Genomic DNA, 706 nt, shown 5'->3' on the forward strand with positions numbered 1-706 from the left:
AACGCTCGGGTCATGACCGCCGAGGGAGCCGGTGGCGACATCGCGGTCACAGTCCTCGCCTTCCGGCTTCTCGAATCAGGGGAACGTGCTGGGCGAACCGGTGGGAGCCCGCCTGCGCCGCCGGCGGGCTGCCGGTGGTCAGGCCGCCGTCGACGGCGATCGTCTGGCCGCTGATGTACCCGGACTCCTCCCCGAGCAGCCAGACCGCGGCGGCGGCGATGTCCTCGGGCAGGCAGGCCCGGCCGGCCAGCGGAGACTTCTGCGCGAGAGTCTCGCGGGTCGAAGCGAGCTGGTCGGGATCAGGCGTCTCCTCGCCCGAACCCAGGGTGTGGAGGGTGGCGACCAGGGGAGTCGCGACCCGACCGGGAGCGATCGCGTTCACCCGGATGCCGTACGCGCCCAGTTCGGCGGCGGCGTTGCGGGTCAGCCCGACCACCGCCGTCTTCGCGGCGGCGTAGGCGTGCGGCCCCAGGCCGCCCATGACACCGGCGACGCTGGACGTGCTGACGATCGCCCCCCGCCCGGCGGGCTTCATCACCCGCGCGGCGTGCTTCATCCCCAGGAACACCGACCGCAGCAGGACGGCGATGGTGAAGTCCCACTCCTGCACCGGCGTCTGCTCCAGCGGTCCGACGGCGCCGACGATGCCCGCGTTGTTGAACATGCCATCGAGACGGCCCCAACGGGTCACGGCCGCGTCCACCGC

1 protein-coding gene is annotated in these 706 nt (G+C 72.8%); it reads right to left on the bottom strand.

Translation table 11 applies throughout. From position 1 onward, the window contains the following. Positions 1-46: 46 nt before the first annotated feature. On the bottom strand, positions 47-706 hold a 660-nt coding region (locus tag U9980_RS26875), incomplete at its 5' end, for an SDR family oxidoreductase (protein ID WP_322770487.1).

Origin of the sequence: Protofrankia sp. Cr1 (assembly GCF_963555865.1) — a bacterium.
In the GTDB taxonomy this organism is placed as follows: domain Bacteria; phylum Actinomycetota; class Actinomycetes; order Frankiales; family Frankiaceae; genus Protofrankia.